This window comes from Streptomyces sp. TP-A0874 (assembly GCF_001748085.1).
Taxonomy (GTDB): Bacteria; Actinomycetota; Actinomycetes; order Streptomycetales; family Streptomycetaceae; genus Streptomyces.
Window position 1 is genome coordinate 468,094 of sequence record NZ_BBZK01000005.1, and the last position, 15,544, is coordinate 483,637.

Sequence of the window (15,544 nt, forward strand, 5' to 3'; positions counted from 1 at the left end):
CCCGGCCGGCGCTGGGCCCGGACAGCGCTGGGACCAGCCTCAGCTGGCGCCGATCTTCGCGAGCAGGTCGACGATCCGGACCTGCACCTCCTCGCTGGTCGACCGCTCCGCGAGGAAGAGGACGGTCTCGCCCGAGGCCAGCCGCGGCAACTGGGCGGGGTCCATCTCGGAGGCGGTGTAGACGACCAGCGGGGTCCGGCTGAGCAGTCCGTTGGCCCGTAGCCAGTCGACGATCCCGGCCTGCCGGCGACGTACCTGGAACAGGTCCATCACCACCAGGTTGGGCCGCATCCGGGTGGCGAGGGCGACCGCGTCGGCGTCGGTGGCCGCGTGCCCGGCCTGGATGCCGCGCCGTTCGAGGGTGGCGACCAGGGCGCCGGCGATCGCCTCGTTCTCCTCGATCAGCAGTACCCGGGGCGGGTGCTGCTCGCTGTCGCGCGGGGCGAGCGCCTTCAGCAACACGGCGGGGTCGGCGCCGTAGGCGGTCTCCCGGGTGGCCTGGCCGAGGCCCGCGGTCACCAGTACGGGCACCTCGGCCGCCACGGCGGCGCTGCGGAGCGACTGGAGCGCGGTACGGGTGATCGGCCCGGTGAGCGGGTCCACGAAGAGGGCCGCGGGATAGGCGGCGATCTGCGCGTCGACCTCCTCCCGGGAGTTCACGATCACCGGTCGGTAGCCGCGGTCGCTGAGCACCTGCTGGGTGGAGACGTCCGGGGCCGGCCAGACGAGCAGCCGCCGCGGATTGTCCAGCGGCTCCGGCGGGAGTTCGGCGTCGAGCGGGGGGCGGCTCTGGGAGTCGGTGACGTCCACCGCGCCGTTCGGCCCGTCCAGGTGCTCCGGTCCCTCCGCGCCGTCCACGGGGGCCTGGATGGCGTAGGCCCGGCCGTCGTTGCCGGCGTCCATCAGCCGCGGCGGCGGGCTGGTGGGTGGCTGCTGACCGGCGGCCGGGGCGGCGGGGGACTGAGTCGTGGTCTCGCGCGCGTCACCGGCCGGCGGGGTCGCCAGCTTCCGCCGCCGCCCGGGCGGACCGGCCGGGTTGCCGGCCGGCGACTGTGCCGGTGGCGGCGGTGGCGCCGACTGGAACTGCGGCTGCTGGGGCGGGTGGTGCGGCTGCCGGGCCGGTGCCGTGGATGGTGGGGCGGGCGGCTGGGCCGGGTGCTGTTGCGCGGGGTTGGGTTGGGCGGTGTGCGTGGCGCGGTGCGGTGGCGCCGGGTGCGACTGCGCGCGGTCCGCGATCTGCTGGGCGAACGGCACGCCCTGCCCGAGGGTGCGGACACTGATCGCGCGGGACTGGGTGTCACCGTCGTAGCCATCCGGTGGGGCCGCCGGACGCCCTTCCGGCCGGGGACGGACGGGGAGCGGCTGCGGCCCCCCACCCGGCAGCGGATGCGCCGTGGGAGGGGTGTGGCGGGGCTCCGCGCCGGTGTCCTGGGCGTGCTGCGGGTGCTGCTCGTACGGCGCCGGGTGTGCCGGTCCCTCCGGCGGGCCGGCCGTCGCGGTGCGGGGGTGGCCGTCCGGGGCGGCCGACGGGGGGACCTGGTCGGCCGCGGCGGGCGGAAGGGCGAACGGCTGGCGCGGGCCCCCCGCGTCGACCGGCCCGGCCTGTGCGGGGATCGACTTCTCGTGGCCCTCGGCCAGGGCCCGTCGAGCACGTCGGCCGCTCGGCTGGCCGGACGACGAGTGGGCCGCGCCGGGGTCGGCCCCGGCATAGGGGTTCTGTGCGGCCGCACCGTCCTGCTGCCGGGGTACGGCAGCCGGGACGGGCGCGTTGTCAGCGGCCGGTACGCCCTCCTCGGGCACCCGGCGACGGCGGCCCCGGGGCGCCTGCTCCGGCACCGCCTCGCCGCCCTGCGGGGGCTCCTGGCCCGGGGCCGGAGGCTGGCCTCCTCCGTTCTGCTGCCAGGGAGCGGCGCCCGGGGGCAGCTCGGCACGGTGCGGTTGTTCCGGTTCCTGTTCCCGCCTGGCCCGGCGGCCGGAGGGCGGCTGGGGTGCGGCAGCCTCCGCGCCGTAGGCACCGGGCGGAAGCTCCTGCTCGGCGGGGCTCGGTCGGCCCCGGCGCCGTCCGGTGGGCTTCGGTTCGATCCCGGGAGAAGCCGCCGCACCGTCCACCGGGTGCCCCGGGACGCCGGCCGGCCACTGGCCTGACTCGCCGTCAGCCGACCGGGGAGCCCCGGCGCCCGCGGTGCGTGGATCGACCAGTGCGCTGCGCCCCTCGCTCTCCGGCCGGGCGGCCGGCCGGGCCCGGCGCCGCCGCGGTGCGGACTGCTCCGGGACGGGTGTGTGCTGCTCCGGAGCGGGCGGGGCAGGGGGCCGGGTTGCGGGCGGGAGCTGCGCCGGGGCGTGTGCCGCGGTCATGTCCCGGGGAGTACCCGGCGAGGGAGCGGCGGCGGCCCCCGCGCCGCCCTGGGGCGGGGCTTCCGTGGCCGGGCCGTTCGAGGCGAGTCCGTTCGAGTCCGGGAGGTTCGGGGTCGGGCCGTGGGAGCCGCCCGGCATGGGGAAGCCCCCCATGGTGCCGCCCATGCTGTCGTCCTGGCCCGCCACCGCCGCCTGCGGGCCGCCGGCTCCGGTGTCCTCGTTGGCGGCCGGCGCGGGCCCCGCCCGGCCGGGGGTCCTCCGGGCCGGCAGGGCCGGAGCCGAGGACGCGGCCGCGGCGCTCGGTCCCGGCTCGGCCACTCCACCCTCGCCGGCCAGCGGTACCTCCAGCACGTACGAACTTCCGCCGCCGCCGGGCATCTCGTGGGTCTGGAGCACTCCGCCGTGCCGCCGCACGATGCCGCGGACGATCGGCTCGTGCACCGGATCGCCTCCGGGGTACGGTCCCCGCACCTCGATCCGCACCACCTCGCCGCGCTTGGCCGCCGCCACCACGATCGTGGAGTCCCCCGCGCCGGCACCGGCCGGAGCGTTCCCCGTCGCGTCCACCCCCGCCACATCGGCGATCAGATGTGCCAGAGCCGTGGCGAACCGCTCGGGATCCACCTCCGCCTCGATCGGCGGAGCGTGCACGGCGAACTGCGCCCGACCGGGGCCGATCAGCTCGACGGCCGCCTCCACGGCCTCCGCCACGACCGCCTCCAGCGACACCCGGCGCAGCACCAGATGCTCCTGCCCGGCGTCGAGGCGCTGGTAGCCGAGCACGTTCTCCATGAGGGTGGACATCCGGGCGTACCCGGCCGCGAGATGGTGCAGGACTTGGTTGGCCTCCGGCCACAGCTGGCCCGCCGGGTCGGCCGCGAGGTTCGTCAGCTCTCCGCGGAGCTCGGCCAGCGGACCGCTCAGCGACTGGTCGAGCATCGCCACCAGTTGGGCGTGGCGGGCGGCGAGCGAGTCGTACTTCCGCCGGTCGGTGAAGGTCATCACCGCCCCGACGAGCTGGTCTCCGTCCCGCACGGGTGCGGTCGTCAGATCCACCGGGACGGGCTGACCGCTCTTGGTCCACAGCACCTGGCCGCGCACCCGGTGCTTGCGGCCGGAGCGGAGGCTGTCGGCGAGCGAGGTCTCCTCGTACGGGAGGGCGGAGCCGTCCGGACGGGAGTGGTAGATCAGGGTGTGCAGCTCCCTACCGCCCAGGTCGCTGGCGCGGTAACCCAGGATCTGGGCGGCCGCCGGGTTGACGAGGACGACCTTGCCGTCGGTGTCCACCCCGATCACGCCCTCGGCGGCGGCGCGGAGGATCATCTCGGTCTGCCGCTGCTGGCGGGCCAGTTCGGCCTCGGTGTCGACGGTGCCGGTCAGGTCCCGGACGACCAGCATCAGCAGTTCGTTACCCGTGTAGCTGTTGCCGCCGTGGTCGGCGTAGGCGGCCTCGAAGGCCGACTCGTACGTGGTCCGTCCGTCCTCCAGGTTGGCGCTGGTGACCTCGACGAGGAACTCGGAGCCGTCCGTCCTCCTGGCGACCATCCGGGTCGGTTTGGTGCGGCCGCCCACGTCGTCGTCCGGCCGACGCATGGAGCCGGGGATCCGGTTGGAGTCGAACGACGGGAGCAGGTCGAGCAGGCCGCGTCCGACGAGGCCGGTACCGGGGGACTCGAAGGTCTCCAGGGCGATGGTGTTGGCGTTGACGACCGTGCCGTTGCAGTTCACCAGCAGCAGTGCGTCGGGCAGGGCGTCGAGTATGGCGGCAAGGCGAGCAGCGCCTCGAGATGGCCTGCTGCTCACGACGACGCTCCTCCTTGGGCTACCGCGGGCGGTTACTGCGTGTTGCCGACGGCCTGGGTCATCTTGCCTCGCCTACCGGGGCCTGTCACTAGGAGAGGAGTCTACGGTTCGTGTCGGCGCGGGCGAGGGTGGAGTTGGAGTGGATCAGGGTGACGGTCGGTGCCGGAGGGTGACGGGGCCGGTGCGGAGACCGCCAGGACGCGGCTTCCGCCGGAACGTCCGACCGACGGGTCAGCCGACGGTGTCCGGGAGGAGCGGGCGCAGGTTGTCCCAGCGCGCGATCTCGCAGCCGTCGCTGCGGGAGAACCGGGCGTCCACCGGCCGGCCGGCCCAGACGCCGGTCAGCCTGGCGGTGACCGGGCCGCCGTAGATCATCGTGCACCTGGCGTCGGGATCGACGGGGGCGAACGGGTCCTTCCCCCACCGGGTCAGCGCGTCCAGCCGGTCGCAGGCGGCCCTGGCGGCCTGGTGGTTGCCGCCGTGGGGGTGGCAGTCGAGGGTGGAGGTGCCGTCCAGCGCCCGGTTCCCGCTGCTGCTGATGGTGAGGGTGAGCCGGTCGTCCTTGGCCGCCTGCACGGGCAGCGGCCGCGAGTCCGAGGGAGCCGCCGGGGCGGCGGACGCCACGGGGGTGGCGACGGCGAGCGGAACGGCCAGCAGGCCGGTGGAGAGGGCGGCGACGGCGAGGCGGCGGAACGGCATCGGGACTCCTGGTCTGCGCAGGGGGCGTACGTACGGGCTGTGGATCGGCGGGACGGGTGCGGCTCGGGAAGGTCTGCGGTGATTGCTGACGGAAAGAGACCTTCGCTCTACTAACGCGCCCGAGGGCCAGGCGTTGCGCAAGAGCTCCGAGACCATGCGGAGCAGCAGGTTCCCCTGATCGCGGTCACCGACCGCCGGGTTCGGCGGCCGGGTTCCGTGAACGGGTGCCGGTGCCGGGCCCCGGAGCGGGCGCCGAACGTGATCCAGCTTTGCCCCGTCGGCCGGGCGCCTAGTACCGTGGGGCGCGAGTGGTGGCCACCCGCAAGACTGTGCCATCATCTGCACACACCACACCGCGTCCGCGCGGTGGTGGAGGAGGCTTCGCCTAGTCTGGTCTATGGCGCCGCACTGCTAATGCGGTTTCGGGGTAACCCCCTGATCGAGGGTTCAAATCCCTCAGCCTCCGCTTGATCTTCTTGATCACGAAGCCCCGGCCGACCGGCCGGGGCTTTCGCCGTCTCCGCCGCTGGTCAGGCGGTTTTTCCAGCTCAGAGGGTGTCCGCTCAATCGATTTCGCCTCGGGCTGCGGGTCATGTAATGTTGTTCCCGCAACAGCGACCGGCGAGATCAGAAAAGCCCACCGGAACGCGAGCGCTCGTAGCTTAACGGATAGAGCATCTGACTACGGATCAGAAGGTTGCAGGTTCGAATCCTGCCGAGCGCGCACAGCTCAGAGGCCCCCTGCGGAATCCGCAGGGGGCCTCTGACATCAGCGGGTGACACCAGTGCGTCGCTCAGACTGCCGTCTGGCCGTCCCCGGCGTCGCTCAGCCGGTGAGGGGCAGTACGTCGGCCAGGAGCCGCCACTGCTCACGGGGCAGCGCACCGGTCGGGTCCGCGGTCACCAGCTGCACCGCCAGGTGGTCGGCGCCGGCTGCGAGGAAGGCCTCGACGTGCCGCCGGATCGTTTGTTCGTCGCCGAGCGCGAAGAGCGAGTCCACCAGCCGGTCACTGCCGCCCTCGCGGAGGTCTTCTTCGGTGAAGCCCAGCCGCAGCAGGTTGTTGGCGTAGTTCGGCAGCGACAGGTAGCCGCCGAGGTAGGCGCGCGCCGTGCTCCGGGCCCGATCGGGGTCCTGGTCGAGGACGACCTTGAACTCCGGGGCGAGCAGTGCGTCCGGACCGAGGAGCGCTCGGGCCTGGGCGGTGTGCTCGGCGGTGACCAGGTACGGGTGGGCCCCCGCCGCCCGGTCGCGGGCGAGCCGCAGCATCCTGGGGCCGAGCGCGGCCAGTACCCGCTCACCGGGCGGGACGGGGGCAGCGGCCGTGTCGAGCTTGTCGAGGTACTCCGTCATGGCGGTGTAGGGGCGGTGGTACCGGTCCGTGAGGCGGGAGTGGCTCACGCCCAGACCGAGGAGGAAACGGCCCCCGTGGGCGCGGTTGAGTTCGGTGTGGCGCGCGGCCAACTCGTCGGCCGGATGGTTCCAGATGCTGAGGATGCCGGTCGCCACGGTGATCCGGGAGGTCGCCTGGAGGACGGTGGCCGCCTGGGACGGGGAGGGGCTGCCGCCGATCCACACGGTGCCGTAGCCGAGTTCCTCCAACTCGGCCACGGCCTCCCGGATCTCCGCGGACCGGTCGGCTCCGCCGTTCGTTACGCCGGACTGCGCGCTCTCCGCGCGCAGTCCGGCGCTCCAGACTCCGATACGCCCGAGCTTGTGTTGGTTGGTCATGCCCGCGGACAACCGGGGGGTGTCCGCGGGCATTCCGGGACGTCCGCCATCCGGGGCCCGAAGCCGCCGTCAGGCCGAGGGCAGCTTCTCGCCCTGGACCGCCTGGATGTCGATCTCCACCTTGAGCGTGGTGCCGATCGCCGCGATCCCGGCCGCGACCACCTGGTTGTAGTTCATCGCGAAGTCCGCGCGCTGCAACTCGGTGGTGGCTCGGAAGGCGGCCCGGACGCCGCCCCAGGGGTCGGGGCCGGTCCCCAGGTAGGTGAGGTCGAGGTCCACCTCCCGTACGACCCCGTGCAGTGACAGCACCCCGTGCACGGTCCAGTGGTCGGGTCCGGCCGGGGAGAGGCCGGTGCTCCGGTAGCCGATCTCGGGGTAGCGCTCGACGTCCATGAAGTCCCGGCTCCTGAGGTGGCCGTCGCGCATCCGGTTGCCGGTGTCGATGCTCGCCGCCCTGATACGCGCCTCCACGGAGGATTTCTCGACGTCCTGGGCGATCTCTATCCGGCCGCTGAAGTCGCTGAACCAGCCGCGCACGCTGGAGATCCCCAGGTGCTGGGCGACCGCGGCGACCGTCGAGTGGGCCGGGTCGAGGGTCCAGACCCCGGGCGGGGGGAGCTCAAGACCACTCTGCCGGGAGAGCACCACGGTGCCTATGTCGACCCGGCCGGAGGCAGAGACGAGCGCCGTGGAGGCGGCGGGCGCGTAGCCCACCGCGGTGGCGATCACCGTGTAGAAGCCGGCCGGCAGCGGTGTGTCGGTGCGTACCGTGCCGTCCTCTCCGGCCGCCTCCCGGAGCACCTGCGAGCCGGTCATGTCGGTGAGGGTGAGCATGGCGTGCTGCACCGCCCAACCGTCCTGCGTTCGAATCCGGGCCCGCAGCCCCGCGCCACTGGTGCTCATAACGCTCCTGCTCCTGTCACGTCCGTCCGCCCCGGCCTGTCCTCTCCGGCGAGGTGTCCACGGCTTACTCGCCGGGGTGGCCGAGCTCGATGTCGTACCCGTCCACGCCGCGGGCGCTGACGCTCAGCGGGCTGGCGGTGGGCGGGTAGCCGCTGGCGATGATGGTGTAGTCGCCGGCGTCCAGATCGGTGAAGGCGTACGCCCCGTCGTCCCCCGTGGTGGAGGTCGCGACGACGTTCCCGGCCGCGTCGACCAGGGTCACCCGGGCGTCCGGGAGCGGACGGTGCTCGGCCCCGGCCAGCACGGTGCCCTGCACCAGGGCGCCGCTGAACAGCTCGACGTCGATCCGGGTCACACCCTGGCCGCTGATCTCCACGGGCATGGCCAGCGGACGGTGGTTGACGGCGTTGACGGCGATGGTGAAGGAGCCGGGGATCAGCTCGGCGAAGGCGAACCTGCCGTTCTCCGCGGTCCTGCCGGTGGCGAGGACCTCGCCCCGGTCGTCGGTGACGACGACCAGTGCGTCCACCACCGGCTGCCCGCCGGCCGCGTCCCGTACGGTGCCGGCCAAGCCGCCGGTTCCGCAGAGCACCAGGTCGTAGCCGAGCGGCTGCTCGCCCACGACGACGGTGGAGGCCTGCGGCTGGTGCCGGTCGGCGGAGGCGATCAGCACGTAGCTGCCGGGTCCCGGGGTGTCCAGCGAGTACGCCCCGTCGCCGTGCGATACCGAGCGGCCCAGTTGCTGACCGCTGGGCGAGATCAGCGTTATGGCGGCCTGGGCCACCGGGATCCCGTCCGTGTTGCGGACGAAGCCGTGCACGGTGCCGCCGGGGGGCGTGCCACCGCCGTCGGCCGAGGCGTAGACGGCCGCCGGGGCCGGCTCGGCCGCCTCCTGGCGGGCCGCGACGCCAGCCAGCGCGTGCTCGCCGGTGCTGCTCTGGCTGGGCACCGCGGCAGTGACCGCCGGTGCCGCGGCCGGCACCGGCGCGCTCTCTCGGGCGGTGTCGCCGTCCGGGGCGGACTGCTGACTGCTGTTGGTGGTCCGCAGGGGGACTTCCTTGATGAAGAGCACCAGCAGGACGGCGAGCAGGGCGATGGGGGCGGCGTAGAGGTAGATGTCGGCGATGCCGTGCCCGTAGGCGCTCTCGAAGAGCGACCGGATCGGTTCCGGTAGTTCGCGCACGTTCGGGATGGTGCCGGTGTCGCCCATCTTGGCGACCTTCGCCGCGACCTCGGGGCCGAGGGCGGGCAGACCGTCCTTGATGTACTCCGGGATGCGGGTGCCGAGGACCGCGCCGAGGGCGGAGACCCCGATCGCACCGCCCAGTGAGCGGAAGAAGGCGACCACGGAACTGGCGGACCCGAGGTCCTCCGGCTCCACCTGGTTCTGGGTGGCGAGCACGAGGTTCTGCATCATCATGCCGACGCCCAGGCCGACCAGGGCCATGAAGGTGCCGATGCGCCAGTACTCGGTGTCGTGGCGCATGGTGCCGAGCAGTCCTAGGCCTGCGGTGAGCAGCAGCGAACCGGAGACCAGCCAGCGCTTCCAGCGGCCGGTCTTGGTGATGATGAGACCCGAACCGGTGGAGGAGAGGAAGAGTCCCGCCACCATCGGGATGGTCATCAGCCCGGACATCGTCGGGCTCTTACCGCGCGCCAGCTGGAAGTACTGGCTGAGGAAGACTGTCGCGCCGAACATGGCGACGCCGACGAAGAGGCTGGCCAGCGAGGTGAGGGTGATCGTCCGGTTACGGAAGAGCCGGAGCGGGATGATCGGCTGGCTGGCCTTGGACTCGACCCACACGAAGAGCAGGCCCAGCAGCAGCGAGCCGCCGACCATGGTGTAGGTCTGCCAGGAGTTCCAGGCGTACTGGTCGCCCGCCAGGGAGACCCAGATGAGCAGCAGCGAGGCGGCGGCCGAGATGAAGAAGGCGCCGGCCCAGTCGACCTTCACCTCGCGCTTGAGGACCGGCAGTTTGAGGGTCTTCTGCAGCACGATCAGCGCGATGATCGCGAAGGGCACGCCGACGTAGAAGCACCAGCGCCAGCCCAGCCAGGAGGTGTCGGTGATGACCCCGCCCAGGAGCGGGCCGCCGACGGTGGCGACCGCGAAGGTCGCGCCCAGGTAGCCGCTGTAGCGGCCGCGCTGCCGCGGCGGGATCATGGCGGCGATGACCACCTGGGTCAGCGCGGTGAGTCCGCCCATGCCCAGGCCCTGGATGGCGCGGAAGGTGATCAGCATTGCCGGGCTGTGCGCCAGGCCCGCCCCGGCCGAGGCCAGTACGAAGATGACCAGCGACAGCTGCACCAGCACCTTCTTGCTGGTGAGGTCGGCGAGCTTGCCCCAGAGCGGGGTCGTCGCCGTCATGGAGAGCAGTGAGGCGGTCACCACCCAGGTGTACGCGCTCTGTCCGCCACCGAGGTCCGCGATGATCTGGGGGAGGGCGTTGGAGACGATCGTGGACGAGAGGATCGCCACGAACATGCCGAGCAGCAGCCCGGAGAGTGCCTCGATGATCTGTCGGTGGGACATGGGTGCGGCGTGGCCGGCGGTGTCGCCGGATCCCGCGTCCCCCCGCACTCCGGCGGGTGTGGACGTTGCCATTTGGTTCCTTTGCATCACTCGGGTCGTCGAGTCCTGTCGCATCCGGGTTCGCCCACGCGTGGCCGGCGGTCGTCGAAGCTCTTGTGCAGGCGGGCCAGCAGCTCGTTGAGCTGGCTGAGGTCGTCGTCCGACCACTCCCGGAGGGTCGCGGCGAGAGTTGCCACGTACCGCTCGGAGATGTCCTGCAGCATCTTCTGGCCGTCGCTGTTGAGACTCAACAGTCGAGACCGCCCGTCGAGGGGGTCGGGCTGCCGGTCGATCCAGCCGCGGTCAGCGACGTGGGCGACATGCCTGCTGGTCACCGACATGTCGACGGCTAGCAGCTCGGCGAGTCGGCTGATCCGCATCTCGCCGTGGCGCTGGAGCAGGGAGAGTACGGCGGTCGAGCCCGCCGGGCAGTCCTGCGGGAGGGTCCGGGAGAGATCGCGTTTCACAGTGCCGATGGCGCTGAGCTGACGGGCCAACTCCTCGTACTGACTCTGAGCGGCCACGGGGGAACTCCTGGAGATCAAGTTGCTTAGGGCAACGATAAAAGCCATTGGTTGCTGAAGGCAAATGAATCCGGGCTCTCCCCCGTAAAGGCTCTACAAAGGGTCGGTGCGTTGACGGTCAAAGCGGTGAGGTGCTCGCCGATGAGTGCCTCACCAGGGGATATGCGGGTCCGGTCGGTGGGCGGGGGCGGGTCTGCGAGGCCCTTCCCGGTCAGCGGGCGCGGCTCGGACGGCGGGCGCCGGGCCGCTCCGGCGGGAAGCGGGCGGGGTCTCCCCGCCGTGCCTCGGAGGGCCCGGGGCCACACCCCGCGAGGGCACCGGCAGGCGGCCATCACTCCGTCCGGACCCGGGGGTTGGGGGCCGGCCCGGCGGTTCGCTAGGGTCGCTCCCCATGACGAACAACCCCCACGCTCCCCAGGGCGGCAACGACCCCGCAGGCAGCACCCAGATGTTCCGCGCCTTCGTAGACGAGGGTGCTCCGCAACGCCAGGCGGCGGCGCCGGCCCCCTCGGGCCCGCGCATCGGAGTGATCGTCGGTGTCGTCGCCGTGGTCCTCGTGGTCGCCGCGGTGGCCTGGCTCGCCCTGAGCTGACCCAGCCCGCCTCTACCGACCCTCCATGAACTGAATCACTTCCCCCACACCGACCTCCTGCGCCTCGGTGGTACCGGGGTGGCGCGGAGGAATGACGAGGCCGGACGGGCCCGCCCCCGGCGGGCTCGCGGGCTCCGGCGGGGTGCCCTGGGGCGGTGTGCCGGCCGGTTCCGGTGGCCGGCGCCCCGTAGCGCCCCTCACCTGTGGCGACCCACTCCCGGGGCTCCGTCCGCCTCCGGGCCTGTGGCCCCCAGCCGGCGTCCTCAGCCGGCCTGGAGCCCTCAGTCCGAGACGAGCCCCTCCCGCAGTTGGCCGAGGGTGCGGGTCAGCAACCGGGAGACGTGCATCTGGGAGATGCCCACCTCCTCCCCGATCTGGGACTGCGTCATGTTCGCGAAGAAGCGGAGCATGATGATCTGCCGTTCCCGCGGCGGCAGTTTCGCCAGCAGCGGCTTGAGCGACTCGCGGTACTCGACACCCTCCAGCGCCGCGTCCTCGTACCCCAGCCGGTCCGCCAGTGAGCCCTCGCCGCCGTCCTCCTCCAGCGCGGGGGAGTCCAGCGAACTGGCCGTGTAGGCGTTGCCTACCGCCAGACCGTCGACGACCTCCTCCTCCGAGACCCCCAGCGCGGCCGCGAGTTCGGGGACGGTCGGCGAACGGTCGAGCTGCTGGGACAGCTCGTCGCTGGCCTTGGTGAGCGCCAGTCGCAGTTCCTGGAGTCGGCGCGGCACCCGCACCGACCAACTGGTGTCCCGGAAGAAGCGCTTGATCTCGCCGACGACGGTCGGCATGGCGAACGTCGGGAACTCCACGCCGCGTTCGGGGTCGAAGCGGTCGATCGCCTTGATGAGGCCGATGGTGCCGACCTGGACGATGTCCTCCATCGGCTCGTTGCGGCTGCGGAAGCGGGCCGCGGCGTAGCGCACCAGGGGCAAATTCAGTTCGATCAGGGTGTCGCGGACGTACGTCCGCTCCGGACTGTCCGTGGTGAGTGTGGTCAACCGCTGGAACAGGGAGCGGGACAGGGTGCGGGTGTCGATGGCTGCGAAGTCGTCGAACGCCTGTGGTGCGTCAGTGGTGAGCACCTTCGAGCTGCCCAGTTCTACGGACATGCCACCCCCTTGAGGTCGCGGACGGGTCGCTGCGCGCTCCCCGGACGGAACCCGGAACCGAGGAACACCAGCCTCCACCTGAGATACCGGAGGCGGCGGCGCGGCAAACGCGGTTCCAGCAGAATGTCACATGTCGGCAACGCGCTGTAGCGCCAAGTCGACATATCTGTGCAGGAAGTGTCCCTCGTACTGGTTAGGTGTCGATTTTGTTTGCGGACCTCAGCCGGGCGAAGCTCCGGGACAGCAGTCGGGAGACGTGCATCTGGGATACCCCGAGCTCCGCGCTGATCTGAGACTGCGTCAGGTTGCTGTAGTAGCGCAACAGCAGGATGCGCTGCTCCCGTTCGGGGAGCTGCACCAGGAGGTGGCGGACCAGGTCGCGGTGTTCCACACCGGTCAGCGCCGGGTCCTCGTACCCGAGCCGGTCGACCAGGCCGGGCAGCCCGTCGCCCTCCTGGGCCGCCTCCAGTGACGTGGCGTGGTAGGACCGGCCGGCTTCGATGCAGGCGAGCACGTCCTCTTCGGGGATCCGCAGCCGTCCGGCGATCTCCGCGGTGGTCGGTGTGCGGCCGTGCTGGACGGTCAGGTCCTCGGTGGCGCCGTTGACCTGAACCCACAGCTCGTGGAGTCGGCGCGGCACGTGAACGGTGCGGACGTTGTCCCGGAAGTAACGTTTGATCTCGCCGACGACGGTCGGCATGGCGAACGTCGGGAACTGCACGCCGCGTTCGGGGTCGAAGCGGTCGATCGCGTTGATGAGGCCGATGGTGCCGACCTGGACCACGTCTTCCATCGGCTCGTTGCGGCTGCGGAAGCGGGCCGCGGCGTAGCGCACCAGGGGCAGGTTCGCCTCGATCAGCGCGGTGCGCACGCGCCGGTGCTCGGCGGTGCCCGGCTCCAGTGCGGAGAGCTCCTTGAAGAGGACCTGGGTGAGCGCCCGGGTGTCGGCTCCCCGGTTCTCCCTGGGTTTCCGGGCGGTGCTCCCCTGGAAGGGCGTAGTGGGCGCCGTATGGGCCGATGCGGTCATGGCACCCCTTTCGCTGGCCACGCATCCGGCAAAAGCGGTCATAGCATCACAAGGTAGGCGACTGCTGTGCAAGCACCGCATAATGCCGTGTTGGCGGACAGAGTTGGGCGGGGTTCCCATGGGGGGACGGACCTGGAGGGCTCCGGTGGCCGGAAGTGGTGCTCAGAACTCGTAGTCGGCGATCACCCAGCTGGCGAACTCCCGCCAGAGCGCCACTCCGGCCTGGTGGGCGGGGTGGTCCAGGTACCGCTGGAGCGCTTTCCGGTCGGCCACCGAGCAGTTGATCACGAAGTCGTGGGCGATCGGCCGGTCCGTGATGTTCCAGGCGCACTCCCAGGAGAGCAGCTCCGGGATCCGGTCGCCGAGTTCGGTGAAGGCCCGGACACCCGCGAGGACCCGGGGCTCATCGCGCCCGACCCCCTCGTCGAGCTTGAACAGGACCAGGTGGCGGATCACGGTGCACTCCTTGGTGGCGGTTTTCAGCCGCCGTCAGTTGACGATCTGGGTCATGAAGTCGCCGAGGCCGTTCGCGGCGGTCGATATCCCCTGGAACGCCATCCTGACCAGATCGCCGGCACGGTCGGGCGATGTGATGATCGTGTACAGCGCGAAGACGATGAACAGGTATATGAGTATCTTCTTCGCCTGCGCCATCTCCTCATGCCTTCCTGTCGGCATCTGCCCGAACTGGCCCGCCCGGTGATCGCGCGAGTCTATCCAGCGGCCCGTTCCAGAACAGAGCCGCTGAGTATGTTGATCCTATTTCCGGGCGTGGCTCAAGGAGGCTGCCGAGAAGAGTGGGCCGGGAGGCCGGCCGGAGCCGCTGCGGCCGGCCCCCGGCCGAGGCTCGGGCGCAGAAGCCCATGATGACGAGAAACGGGCCCCGCCGATCGGCGGGGCCCGTTCTGGAAGCGGTAGCGGTGGGATTTGAACCCACGGAGGAGTTGCCCCCTCACTCGCTTTCGAGGCGAGCTCCTTCGGCCGCTCGGACACGCTACCGGGAGAGAGCTTAGCGGACCGGGGCCGTGCACCGAAATCCGGTTCTCCCGCTCAGCTTCCCGGGACTTCCGAGCAGCCGCCCGACCTCCGGAAGAAGGCGGTGAGCGGCCTCGCGCACTCCTCTGCGAGCACTCCGTGGATCACCTCCGGCCGGTGGTTGAGCCTCCGGTCCCGCAGAACGTCCCACAACGAGCCCGCCGCGCCCGCCTTCTCGTCCACCGCCCCGTAGACCACCCGGTCGACACGGGAGAGGACGGCCGCGCCCGCGCACATCGTGCACGGCTCCAGGGTGACGACCAGCGTGCAGCCGGACAACCGCCACCCGCCCCGGGACCGCGCGGCCTCGCGGAGCGCGAGCACCTCGGCGTGCGCCGTCGGGTCGCCCACGGCCTCCCGCTCGTTCCGGGCCCGGCCGAGCACCGTCCCGTCCGCGGCGAGCACCACCGCGCCCACCGGCACATCGCCCGTCTCCGGGGCCCGTACCGCCTCCTCCAGCGCCAGCCGCATCGGGGCGCGCCACGGGTCACGCAGGGGGTCGGGCGGTGCGCCGGCGGTGGCGCCGGGCGGCGGGGAAGACGAGCGGTCCATGAGGACAGTGTCGGTCAACTCCGCTGCCCGGCTCGGCCGAGGGGCCCACGGGCGGTGCTCAGCTGCTCAGCGGACCGCCTCCAGGGTCTCCTCGCAGCCCAGCGCCTCCGCGATGGCGCCCAGCGCGTCCTCCTCGAGGACCAGGAGGCGCTCTCGGGGGAGCCCGAAGTCCTCGAGCAGTTCGGCCTCCCCGATCGGCCCGGGCGGCGGGGCCTCCCCGGCGGAGTCGTCCTCGTCCCGCTCGGGCTCGCCCTCCTCGGTGCCGTCGAGGTCGACGAACACGTCCAGGTCGTCCGGCTCACGGCCGAGCAGCTCGTCGGTGAGCAGGATCTCCCCATAGGAGCTTCGGGCGGCGGCCGCGGCGTCGGAGACGTAGATGCGCGGATCCTCCTCCCCGTCCACGCGGACGATTCCGAACCACGCGTCCTCCTGCTCGACGAAGGCCAGCACCGTGTCGTCGTCGAGCGAAGCTCCCCGGGCCAGGTCCGTCAGGTCGGCCAGGGTCTCCACATCGTCGAGTTCCGTGTCGCTCGCTTCCCACCCGTCCTCGGTGCGCGCGAGCAGTGCGGCGAAGTACACCGTGACTCTCCCACTGTCATAGACGTGTGCCGGGTCCGGACGAGGTGGTGGATGTCACCTCT

General features: G+C 71.9%; 13 protein-coding genes and 3 tRNA genes. 3 read left to right on the forward strand and 13 right to left on the reverse strand.

All coding sequences use genetic code 11. The features are described 5' to 3' along the window. Positions 1–39: 39 nt before the first annotated feature. Positions 40–4,158 carry a PAS domain-containing protein gene (locus tag BGP73_RS09630; protein ID WP_069813724.1) on the reverse strand — a complete coding sequence of 1,373 codons (4,119 nt, stop codon included), beginning with the start codon at positions 4,156–4,158 and terminating at the stop codon, positions 40–42. Between the two features lie 231 nt (positions 4,159–4,389). Next, positions 4,390–4,857, reverse strand: coding sequence for an SSI family serine proteinase inhibitor (locus BGP73_RS09635; RefSeq protein ID WP_069813726.1), 468 nt, complete (start codon positions 4,855–4,857; stop codon positions 4,390–4,392). A 374-nt stretch (positions 4,858–5,231) separates the two neighbouring features. Here BGP73_RS09635 and BGP73_RS09640 point away from each other — a divergent pair. Both BGP73_RS09640 and BGP73_RS09645 read left to right on the forward strand, forming a co-directional pair. After that, positions 5,232–5,323 (forward strand) — tRNA-Ser (locus tag BGP73_RS09640). A gap of 185 nt (positions 5,324–5,508) precedes the next feature. Next, positions 5,509–5,581, forward strand: a tRNA-Arg gene (locus BGP73_RS09645). A gap of 102 nt (positions 5,582–5,683) precedes the next feature. Here BGP73_RS09645 and BGP73_RS09650 read toward each other — a convergent pair. The 4 genes from BGP73_RS09650 to BGP73_RS09665 form a co-directional block, all read right to left on the reverse strand. Beyond that, entirely contained in the window at positions 5,684–6,586 is a 903-nt protein-coding gene (locus BGP73_RS09650) for an LLM class F420-dependent oxidoreductase (protein WP_069813728.1), read from the reverse strand. A gap of 69 nt (positions 6,587–6,655) precedes the next feature. Further along, a complete protein-coding gene (locus tag BGP73_RS09655; protein ID WP_069813730.1) occupies positions 6,656–7,489 on the reverse strand; it encodes a YceI family protein in 834 nt (277 codons plus the stop codon). Positions 7,490–7,553: 64 nt separating this feature from the next. Continuing rightward, complete coding sequence (locus BGP73_RS09660; RefSeq protein WP_069813732.1) at positions 7,554–10,094, reverse strand: MFS transporter; 2,541 nt, start codon at positions 10,092–10,094, stop codon at positions 7,554–7,556. Positions 10,095–10,108: 14 nt separating this feature from the next. Continuing rightward, positions 10,109–10,585, reverse strand: a complete 477-nt coding sequence (locus BGP73_RS09665) for a MarR family winged helix-turn-helix transcriptional regulator (RefSeq protein ID WP_069813734.1) — start codon at positions 10,583–10,585, stop codon at positions 10,109–10,111. 391 nt (positions 10,586–10,976) lie between these two features. Here BGP73_RS09665 and BGP73_RS09670 point away from each other — a divergent pair, with 391 nt between their 5' ends. Further along, positions 10,977–11,177 (forward strand): hypothetical protein, encoded by a 201-nt coding sequence (locus tag BGP73_RS09670; protein WP_069813736.1) that lies wholly within the window; start codon positions 10,977–10,979, stop codon positions 11,175–11,177. Between the two features lie 281 nt (positions 11,178–11,458). On the opposite strand, the gene BGP73_RS09675 is transcribed toward BGP73_RS09670, so the two are convergent. The 7 genes from BGP73_RS09675 to BGP73_RS09700 all read right to left on the reverse strand — a co-directional run bounded on the left by BGP73_RS09675 (position 11,459) and on the right by BGP73_RS09700 (position 15,482). Then, entirely contained in the window at positions 11,459–12,289 is an 831-nt protein-coding gene (locus BGP73_RS09675) for an RNA polymerase sigma factor SigF (RefSeq protein WP_069813738.1), read from the reverse strand. 193 nt (positions 12,290–12,482) lie between these two features. After that, a complete protein-coding gene (locus BGP73_RS09680; RefSeq protein ID WP_069813740.1) occupies positions 12,483–13,316 on the reverse strand; it encodes an RNA polymerase sigma factor SigF in 834 nt (277 codons plus the stop codon). Between the two features lie 162 nt (positions 13,317–13,478). Then, entirely contained in the window at positions 13,479–13,772 is a 294-nt protein-coding gene (locus BGP73_RS09685; protein WP_069813743.1) for a Dabb family protein, read from the reverse strand. A gap of 33 nt (positions 13,773–13,805) precedes the next feature. Continuing rightward, positions 13,806–13,994, reverse strand: coding sequence for a hypothetical protein (locus tag BGP73_RS22860; protein ID WP_139134546.1), 189 nt, complete (start codon positions 13,992–13,994; stop codon positions 13,806–13,808). A 234-nt stretch (positions 13,995–14,228) separates the two neighbouring features. After that, positions 14,229–14,315 (reverse strand) — tRNA-Ser (locus BGP73_RS09690). A 51-nt stretch (positions 14,316–14,366) separates the two neighbouring features. Beyond that, positions 14,367–14,903 (reverse strand): tRNA adenosine(34) deaminase TadA, encoded by a 537-nt coding sequence (gene tadA, locus BGP73_RS09695; protein ID WP_069813745.1) that lies wholly within the window; start codon positions 14,901–14,903, stop codon positions 14,367–14,369. Positions 14,904–14,969: 66 nt separating this feature from the next. Beyond that, the gene (locus tag BGP73_RS09700) at positions 14,970–15,482 is read right to left on the reverse strand and encodes a tRNA adenosine deaminase-associated protein (protein WP_069813748.1); all 513 of its coding nucleotides are present in this window, start codon (positions 15,480–15,482) and stop codon (positions 14,970–14,972) included. Between the last annotated feature and the right edge of the window lie 62 nt (positions 15,483–15,544).

Coding starts and splice junctions, on each gene's coding strand:
- tadA (WP_069813745.1), bottom strand. CDS start 14,903: ATGGACCGCTCGTCTTCCCCGCCGCCCGGCGCCACCGCCGGCGCACCG.
- BGP73_RS09655 (WP_069813730.1), bottom strand. CDS start 7,489: ATGAGCACCAGTGGCGCGGGGCTGCGGGCCCGGATTCGAACGCAGGAC.
- BGP73_RS09670 (WP_069813736.1), top strand. CDS start 10,977: ATGACGAACAACCCCCACGCTCCCCAGGGCGGCAACGACCCCGCAGGC.
- BGP73_RS09650 (WP_069813728.1), bottom strand. CDS start 6,586: ATGACCAACCAACACAAGCTCGGGCGTATCGGAGTCTGGAGCGCCGGA.
- BGP73_RS09660 (WP_069813732.1), bottom strand. CDS start 10,094: ATGGCAACGTCCACACCCGCCGGAGTGCGGGGGGACGCGGGATCCGGC.
- BGP73_RS09675 (WP_069813738.1), bottom strand. CDS start 12,289: ATGTCCGTAGAACTGGGCAGCTCGAAGGTGCTCACCACTGACGCACCA.
- BGP73_RS09635 (WP_069813726.1), bottom strand. CDS start 4,857: ATGCCGTTCCGCCGCCTCGCCGTCGCCGCCCTCTCCACCGGCCTGCTG.
- BGP73_RS09680 (WP_069813740.1), bottom strand. CDS start 13,316: ATGACCGCATCGGCCCATACGGCGCCCACTACGCCCTTCCAGGGGAGC.
- BGP73_RS22860 (WP_139134546.1), bottom strand. CDS start 13,994: ATGCCGACAGGAAGGCATGAGGAGATGGCGCAGGCGAAGAAGATACTC.